At 67.1% G+C, this 8,653-nt stretch carries 8 protein-coding genes; all 8 read right to left on the bottom strand.

Features of this window, described 5'->3' with window-relative positions:
* Window positions 1-301: 301 nt before the first annotated feature.
* Window positions 302-892: a hypothetical protein gene (locus RMO85_RS17805; RefSeq protein ID WP_310530056.1), complete on the bottom strand. Its 591-nt coding sequence runs from the start codon at window positions 890-892 to the stop codon at window positions 302-304.
* Between the two features lie 53 nt (window positions 893-945).
* Window positions 946-1,512, bottom strand: coding sequence for a dihydrofolate reductase family protein (locus RMO85_RS17800; RefSeq protein ID WP_310530055.1), 567 nt, complete (start codon window positions 1,510-1,512; stop codon window positions 946-948).
* 277 nt (window positions 1,513-1,789) lie between these two features.
* Window positions 1,790-2,773: an ATP-binding protein gene (locus RMO85_RS17795; RefSeq protein WP_310530054.1), complete on the bottom strand. Its 984-nt coding sequence runs from the start codon at window positions 2,771-2,773 to the stop codon at window positions 1,790-1,792.
* A gap of 458 nt (window positions 2,774-3,231) precedes the next feature.
* On the bottom strand, window positions 3,232-3,666 hold the full coding sequence (locus RMO85_RS17790; protein ID WP_310530053.1) for an SRPBCC family protein: 435 nt from the start codon (window positions 3,664-3,666) through the stop codon (window positions 3,232-3,234).
* A 685-nt stretch (window positions 3,667-4,351) separates the two neighbouring features.
* Window positions 4,352-5,614, bottom strand: a complete 1,263-nt coding sequence (locus RMO85_RS17785; protein ID WP_310530052.1) for a DUF6895 family protein — start codon at window positions 5,612-5,614, stop codon at window positions 4,352-4,354.
* A 50-nt stretch (window positions 5,615-5,664) separates the two neighbouring features.
* Window positions 5,665-5,922 (bottom strand): hypothetical protein, encoded by a 258-nt coding sequence (locus tag RMO85_RS17780; RefSeq protein WP_310530051.1) that lies wholly within the window; start codon window positions 5,920-5,922, stop codon window positions 5,665-5,667.
* Window positions 5,923-6,120: 198 nt separating this feature from the next.
* Complete coding sequence (locus RMO85_RS17775) at window positions 6,121-7,953, bottom strand: GMC family oxidoreductase N-terminal domain-containing protein (RefSeq protein ID WP_310530050.1); 1,833 nt, start codon at window positions 7,951-7,953, stop codon at window positions 6,121-6,123.
* 329 nt (window positions 7,954-8,282) lie between these two features.
* The coding region (locus tag RMO85_RS17770) for a hypothetical protein (RefSeq protein ID WP_310530049.1) at window positions 8,283-8,653 on the bottom strand (371 nt) is incomplete at its 5' end.

Genomic DNA, 8,653 nt, shown 5'->3' with positions numbered 1-8,653 from the left:
GACGAAAGATCGCCGAACACAAGACCGTCAAGGAAGCCCGCCGCAGCCTGAAACGACGCATCACCAACGCCGTCTACCGTCGTGTCCTGGCCGACCACGAACGGCTCCAACTTCAGGCCGCTTGACACACAGAGGCGCTCTTGAGCCTCTCCCTGGCCCTAGCGACGCCCGGGTCACGCAGGCCAAATGAGAGCCACACGACCAGCGTGGGCAGCCGAAATGAGAGCGACGACCCGGGCGCCTGGACCGAGCCTCGCCAGGCACCGGTCCTGGGTCAATGGAACAAGCAGCCGATGAGCGGTTAGTCGGACGGACCGTCAACCAGCAGGGCGAGAGCGCGGAGACCGGGGTAGGTGACCCGGTAGAGATGTGGGCCGCGGTAGTAGCACTCCCAGTAACTCGTCGCCCGCTGCCGGGTCAAGACTATGAAGTCCGGGTTCTCGTCCGCGAAGGAGCGGAACTGCGTGGCCCAGCCGGGACGTGTGGCGAGTTGAGTCTCAGCGAAGAGTTCGATGTCGTCGCATATCTCGATGACGTACTCACCCAGGAGTTGCAAGACGAAGGGCACGGTCCAGGGATGGTCGGTCGAAGCCAGCACGCGCCGAAGAGCCGTCTGCCGGACGAAGCCGTCGCTGTGTCGGGTGTACAGACAGTCAATCGCCACCCCCGCCTCGGAGCCCCTCTCGACAAGATCAGGCGCCGGGACGGGGTTGTAGATGCGGTGGGGGATCACCACCCGGTCGCCTTGGACGGTAATCGGAGACCAGTCACGCGAGTTGCTGCTGGCGATTGACCCGTGGGGTAGGTACGCGGTCTGAGGTAGACAGTCCAGCGCGCCAGCAAGCGACGGCTGGAGGCTCAGCGGGAACGCGCGAGCGAGGGTCTCTGACACTCGCGCAGGCTACTTGCTACGGCGCACTCATCTGCCGCGATCCGGCGCAAGTGTCAGGCGGGGTGGCGGACCGCGTGGCGGACGTACACCACGCCGTTGTCGAATCGTCGGTGGTCCAGCAGCACAAGGTCGAGTCGTACGCCTTGAGGCAGCGCTGGCTTGCCGGCGCCGACGAGGACCGGGCACAGCAGCAGCACGAGCTCGTCGACCAGGCCGTGTCGGAAGGCCGCGGCTGCGATCCCCGCGCCTCCGATGCTGAGGTCCAAGCCTGAGGTCTCCTTGAGCGCTCGTACCGCCTCGGGCTCGAAGTGCTGCTCGATCCTGGTGCGCGCGGTCGACACGTCGGTGAGTGAGGTGGAGTAGACGACCTTGTCGGCGTCACGCCAGATCCCGGCGTACTCGCGGACCACCGAGGGCTCGTTCGTCAACCAGTCGTCGCTCTCCCACACGCGCATCGTCTCGTACATGCGTCGCCCGTAGAGTGACGTGCCGATGTGCCGTTCGTGCTCGTTCCAGAACGCGTGCACGTCCTCGTCCGGCACGGACCAGTCGAACGAACCCGTCTCGTCCTCGAGGAAGCCGTCGAGCGAGATGTTGGCCGCGTAGATCAATTTGCCCATGGAGCCCTCCGCTCAGACGCGGGCAACAAGCCCGTCACACGAGGCACAGTCAAACAGCATCGCCTGCGAGATCGGCGAGCCCGCCGCGAAGGGACGGTGCGACGGCGCCACCGCCGACGGTGGGCGGTCCGTACAGTCGCGCGCCCATGCCGCGATGCGGGCGAGTCCTGAAGGTGAGTCCTACCGCCCCCTGTGACCGTCAAAACTCAGGCCGCTATGCACCCCTCCGCGCAGCAGACCCTTGGGAGGGGGAATCGCCTCTCACGAGCCTTCGACGTCAATCCGGTGTCGCGTTGCGGCTCAACCAGTGCTCCCACGCCACCGGAGCCGCCCCGTGCTGAGCCTGCCGCACCACCTCTTCAGTCATCCACGCCCTCAGCGCGCGAAGGTCGCCAGAGGACGCCAAGGTGAGCAACCGCATCTCCTCGCACAGCACGTCCGCCGCCTTGACGGCCATGTCGAGCTTCTGCACCTCCGCACTGAACTCGCGAGGCATCGCCATGTCGACATCGATGAAATCCCGACCCTCGGCCGCCGCCCGCTGTGCGATCCGACGGCCCATGTGTCGAGCGTGAGCCGGCCCACTGAGGCGCTCCTGTAGCTCCAAGGCAAGCGCCTGCGACGTTGGGTTCGCGCGGTAGGCGCCGACGAGCTGCAGTTCGCGAATCAACTCATCCAGATGCTCGTCCTGTCGAAGACTCAGCCGGACCGGACAGCCGGCCAACCGAACATGGGCCCATCCGGCGGGCAGCATCGGCTCCGACGGCCCCACGGCCTCGTCGTCATGGATCTTGGGAAGGCGGACACCATGCTCACCGGCGGTTCCAGTGATCTCGAACCAGACCCGCTTGCCGCCCCGAGTCGTCTCCACACCCCAATCGCTCGCGAGAATCGACACTATCGCCAATCCCCGCCCGGTCGTTGCTTCGTCCTCGAGCACGAGCTCGACCGGATCGTCTGGGTCGGGAAAGCTGGGCCGGGGCGTCACGGCCTGAGCGGGCACAGCACCGTCGTCCTCAACGCTGACCCGCACCACGTCGCGGTGCAGACCCAAGCCGATGTGCATGAAAGTGCTTGACGCGTGAAGCGCTGCGTTGCTCGCAAGCTCGCTCACGCACAGCGTCGCGTCATCCAGCAGGTCACTTCGCCCCCACGACGACAGGCCATCGGCCACGAAACGCCTGGCGGCGGGCACGCTCACCGGCTCCGCAGCCAAACTCAGCCGAAGTAGACGGCCAACCGTCCCGGAGTTCTCGAGCACGTGATGATGATGCACCAGTCAAGACGCTCTTGGGCAAGCATGGTCCAGGAATGATTCGGGAGTTCGACCACTGCGGCCGACATTCGGAGCGACCCACGTCGACCGTTACAAATCCCCTGGAGCCACCAGGACACGCGCGGCCACGCTTGTGAAGCCCGGTGCCCGACGCCAGACATCATGGTCACGCCTGTCTCTGACGCCGTCCTTCCTCACCGCCTCCGGCAACGCCGGAAGTACGTTCGAGACGCAAGGCAGATGCGAGAACGAAGCCTGCGTCGACTTCGGTGGCGAGTTCGCACCAGACGAGTGGCTCCACCCTGCCGACGGACAGGAGTGACCGGGGAAAGAGGCCGCTTCTACCGCAATTCGCAGGCCCGCCGCGTTCCGACGTCCCGCACTCCAGTTGCCCATACCGCCGCGACCGGGGTCCGCGCGTGATAGCGAAACCAACGTCCCTTTCAGGCCTCCAGGATGGTCTTGACCTTCTCGAGGTTCGAGCGCACGTCACGCGCGTACATCTTCAGGACGATCGGGTCGGCGAACTTGAAGAACCCCTTGAGCGATTCCATCTCCTGATGCCAGGTGACCTTGGTGCCGTCGCCCTCGTCCTCGTAGTGAAGGGAGAGCGTGTAAGGGATCGTGGCGTCTTCGGATACGAGCTTGCCGCCGCGTCCTCTCTCGACCTCCACCATCTCGTCCGTCAGCTCGAGGCGGCGTCCAGCCACCTTCGCGACGCCCCGGCAGATTCGGCCAACCTCCAGCTTCCCTCCCGACACCAACTCGTACTCCACGATGTTGCTGCAGTAAACGGGCACGTTGTCCGGATCGGTCATGAACTCCCAGACCTCAATGCGCGGCTTGTTGACGACGACGGATTCCTCGACGGTGAGCATGGGACGACCGACCTTCCGTGGGGGCCGGCCAGACGACCAGCCTCCTGCAGACTATTCCTCGGCGCCTCTTGCTGGAAGACTCCATTTTGGCTACCCCGGGCCCATCGGCTTCACCCCCTTCAGTCGATCTGTGACGCTCCCCGGGGGTCCTGATGGGTAGGCGCACGCGGTCGTGGATCGCAGAAGGTCACCGATATTGGCCACGCCGAGCGCAATTCCAGGGATTCTCGGCGCCCTGGGGCTTCAATGGACGAAGAGTCTGACGGCGGTCCACACCACAGCGAGGGCTGCCGCTAGGAGAGCAAACCCGGGGGGCGACGATGGAGCAAGAACCGATGACCAGAGTCACCGAAGTGGCCGCCTGCACAGCGGCTGCCGCGCACCGACGCGACCACAAGCACGGTCTCAGCGCGGATGACTGTCACCCTCACGTCGTGGAGGTCGTGCACCTAGGACCCAGGGCGGTCACCGTGTGCCATGACTGCCAGCTCGATTCGGGGTTTCTGCCGCACCGCGAGGCCGAGGCACTCGCCGTCGGCCACCGGGAAGTGACACGCGAGGTCAGCGTCAAGCTGCGCTGCGCCTGATCCAGGACCGGCGCCACATCAGGACGTCGCGTACGAGGACAACCTCGTTGCTGGCCCCATCTGTGCGCTGGCTCAGAGACTCGGCTTCGCGCCGCGGCTCACGTCTCGATGTCGTAGCGCGCACCAACATCCATGGCAGCGCCGAGTGCCCGCAGGAGATCCGTCGCGGCTGTCTGCAACGGGTGCGGAGCCAACGCGAACCGTCGTGCCGCGTCGAGCGCTTCGTGTATCGCGGCGAAGTTCTGTTGGCGCAGCGCTTGGGTGATCACGAGGCCGCACAGCATCGGTGCCATCGTGCGCTTTTCCGCCTCGCCGCAGCGGTCGAAAACGGGCAGCCAGTCGCCACGGTGATCCTCGATCATGGATCGCAACGTCTGCCACGCGTCATCTGGATACTCCGGTCCGACCAACACGGCGGGAGGCGCGGAGTCACCGCGAAGTCCCACCGCGCACAAGAACCCCATGACCAGAGCGGTGTGGTAGGACGCAGCGCGGGCGTATCGCGTTCGCTCGGCACCCGCCAGCGTCGCGAGGCGCTCCGAGTCGACGTTGCCGCAGGGCAGGACACCGACCTCGTCTTCAACGTGGGCGAGCACCCGGAATGCGAACGCCGCCACCGGCGACCACTCCTGGCGCAGAAGTGGCCACGCCATGAGCAGCTCGCCCACGAGGTCGTAGTCACCGTGGTCGAGATATCGGATGACCAGGGCTTCGACATCGGTCAGGATCGCGTCGTGATGCCGGCCGACCTCGGCGGTGGCCGCGCGCCCGAAATTCGTGAGATAGAAGAGGAGGTGGGTGAGCCCGTAGGGATCTTCTCGGGAACCGACGAGCAGGTCGAACGGATGCGTGAGGACGGTGCCGGACTCGGCATCTCCCACGGTGGGCAGTTGACGACCCCAGACCCCGGTGATCCAGCGGCGCTCCGCGAGCACGGTCGCGGGCTGGTCGACCGCGTGGGAGAGAACTCGTGCGCACTGGTGGCCAGCGAAGTCATCGAAGGCGTCGTCGCGGTGGCCGAGGACGGTGAGGAGCACGTGCGGCACCGTGCGCCGGAACACCTGGTCCGGGTTCAGCGCCATGTCCGCGAGCGCTCGCGGTGAGCGCACCAGCGGTTCGAGCCGACGGGCCAGAGCATCGACTCGGTCGCGCAGAGCCTTTGACGCGCTCACGTCGTGCGCCACGTAGGCGAGCATTGCGGCCTCCGCCACCACCTTCTCCGGACCGAAGCCGAGGGCCGGCCGCACCGCGTCGGCATACCCCGTCTCACCGAAGTCAGAAACCACGGCCGCCGCGAAATCCAGCGCGCCGATGACGCGTCGCTCCAGATCCGCCGCGGACCAGACCGCGACGGCTGTCACGGTCTGGCTCGACGATGCTGGAGGCGTCGGTTGATCGACGCGGAGCACGGCTACCCCCGCTGCAGATCGACTGCCTCCGCCAGTCCCGCGACACCGCGGAGACCACCGAAGACCTGACGCAGGTCATCGGCACGGAGGAAGCAGGCGAGCGTGTTGAACCTTCCGTAGATGACCCCGTGCAGGCCCTCGTCGCGCGTCACCAACTCCGGGCCCATCTTTGCAACGAACTCACCCACGGCATCGAAGTTCACAGACCCCGACTCGAGGAATCGAGCCGAGATGTCCTCATGCGAAAGTTGCTTGGCCATGTGCGCCCCCTCTGTAAGCCGGACGGAACGCCCGGCACGATGGTGGCTGGCGATCGCCAGTCACCATCTAAGAGCGCCCAAGGCGCGAACCTGATACACGACCTGGGTGTTCGCTCGACTGAAACCTGGCAGGCGGATGCTTGAGTTCCCTGGACCGCACGCTCATAAGCCGCGATGAGGGCGGCTCCGATTGTGCCCTCAGCCGACCACCTCGTGGAGGTGGACGCCGTGGTCCGTGGCGATCAGCTCGGCTGCCTTCTCGCCGATCATCATGGCCGCAGCGTTGGTGTTGCCGCTGACGACGTTCGGCATCACACTCGCATCGGCCACGCGCAGGGCCTCGACGCCATGGACCCGCAGCCGCGGGTCGACGACGTCGCCGATCCGGCAGGTCGACGTCTCGTGGTAGACAGTCAGCGCGTAGTGGCGGGCCAGGTCCTCCAGCAGCGCGTCGCTCAGTTCGGCGCCGGCGAGGTGGCCGTGTGCCTGCGCCAGGTGCGGCGGAATGACTGGTTCACCCAGGCCGCCGCCGGGCCAAGCCTTCGCGACCTCGAGGGCCCTGCGCATCACGGCGACCATGACCGTCACGTCGTGCGGGTCGCCGAAGTAGTTGAACTCGATCCGCGGTGGGACCGCGGGGTCTGCGCTGGCCAGCGCTACAGAACCCTCGGAGTGGGGTTGCACGGGATTGGGCAGCACAACCACCTGGCCGCGCGTCGGGTCCAGGAAGGACTCCGGGTCCTCGAAGAACGCAGACGGCGGGAGACGGAAGACGCCCTCCCATATCGACGGCGTGTAGCCGGTCGCGAGGAAGCCGATCTGCCCGTCGTGGGTGTGCTCGTCGCCCAGCCCGGTCGAGAAGAACGCGACAGCGTCGTAGAGGGAGGACGAGGCGAGGCCGCGGCCGGTGGTGAACCACTCGCCGATGCGGCGCTCCGCCTCGGCCTTGGCGGCGGCAAGAGGCTCGGGCAGGTCGACATCGTCCGCGGGGTCGGCCGGCAGCGGACCAGCGGGGGCCCGCAACGCGTCCGGCCCGAGGGACATCGCAACCTCGGTCATCGTCTCGCCGATGCCGTCGGCGGCAAACATCAAGGGTGTGTGCAGGTGGTCCTTGAGGTGGCGCCCGACGCCTGGGAGGTCGACGACGCAGGCCACCCCGACGGCGGTGAGCTCTTCGCGGGCGCCGACCCCGGAGAGCAGTAGCAGGTGCGGCGACCCGATGGCGCCCGCGCACAACACCACCTCGGTGCCCGCGGCCACCTTCTCGGAGGTGCCCTGCTCGGTGCGGTAGGCCACCCCGGTGGCGCGAACCACCTCCCCGTCCGCCTCGAGCAGGACACGCTCGACGAGCGCGCCGGTGACGACGGTGAGGTTCTCCCGGTCCATCGCTGGCTCGAGGTAGGCGTGGAAGGTCGAGCTTCGCCTGCCGTCCTTCGTCGTCGTCTGGAAGAGCGAGGCCACCCCCTCGGGGTTGAGGCGGTCGCGACCGTTGTAGTCACCCTGTTTCATGCCCGCGGCGCCAGCGGCCTCAACGAACTGGATCGAGGCACGCAGGATCGGCTGGCGCACCGACACCCCCACCGGGCCGTTGTACCCGTGCACGTCGGGGTCGGCGTGCAGCTCGGGGCTGTTCACGAATCCCTCGGCCTTGAGGAAATAGGGCAGGACCTCCTCGTATGACCAGCCGTCCGCACCCCCGGCGGCCCACGAGTCGAAGTCGCCCGGGTGCCCCCGCACGTACGCCATGTAGTTCAGGCCGGAGGAGCCGCCGAGCATCTTCCCCCGGGTCACCATCATCTGGCCGCCTACCAGGCCCTTGCCGACCCCACCAGGGTCGCCGTTGTACATCCAGTCGGTCGCGGGGTCGTTCTGCAGGCTGGCGACCGCGGCGGGCACCAACTCCGAGGGCGGCGGCGGCCCGCCAGCCTCGAGCAGGCACACCCGGACATCCGGGTCCTCGCTCAGCCGGGCGGCGACCACAGCTCCCGCCGATCCCGCTCCCACGATCACATAGTCGTACGTCGAGTCCATCGATCCCACCTCGTTGTGGCACCTCGCCGGACGGCGGGGACGGTCTCGCCACGCAACCACACTCACCAGGGTGAAACAAGGGAGCCAGTGCCCCTGCTTCTCCCTGTCGGCCGAAGGTTGAGTCCGGCACGGTGGTGTACGACGACGGTGAGCGGGTCCTGTGGTCTTTGAATCGACAAGGACCGCACGAACCTGATGCTCGACCTGGTCCGCCTGCGGCTCAACGGCGTTGATGACATCGACCACTACCACCGCATTCTCCGCACAGCAGCTGAGCAGGAACCGCGACGCGCGGGGGACTCCGAGCCTTCGGTAGGTCAGGGCCCGCGCTAACTCCAGGCCTGGGAGCCGGCGCTGATGCATGCTCGACGGAGCGCACGGTAGGCCCGTGTCTGCGTCTTCTGGAGCGCTGGCGTCGCCCGGGCACGGCCGTCAACGGCGATGGCCGCGGCAGCGTCGGCCATCGGGCGCAGCAGCTGGACGGCGTCCGGTTCCGCAACATCCATCATCCCCTGCAGCTCCGCAGCGAGGGCGGCGTCCTGCGCAGCATCGTCCAGGCCGCCTGAGCGGAAGGCATCCTGCGCGTGGTCGCACACCTGGAGAAGGTTGGCAGCGACCGCGGTGGCACCAGCCGACGCGGACGTCGTCGCTGACGGCGAAGCGGACGTCGGACCTGAGGCGTCCGACGTGTCGCTCTGGC

This window comes from Nocardioides sp. (assembly GCF_031422975.1).
Classification (GTDB): Bacteria; Actinomycetota; Actinomycetes; order Propionibacteriales; family Nocardioidaceae; genus Nocardioides.
Note: the sequence above shows the minus strand (reverse complement) of the source record. Positions and strands in the feature narration are given on the sequence as shown.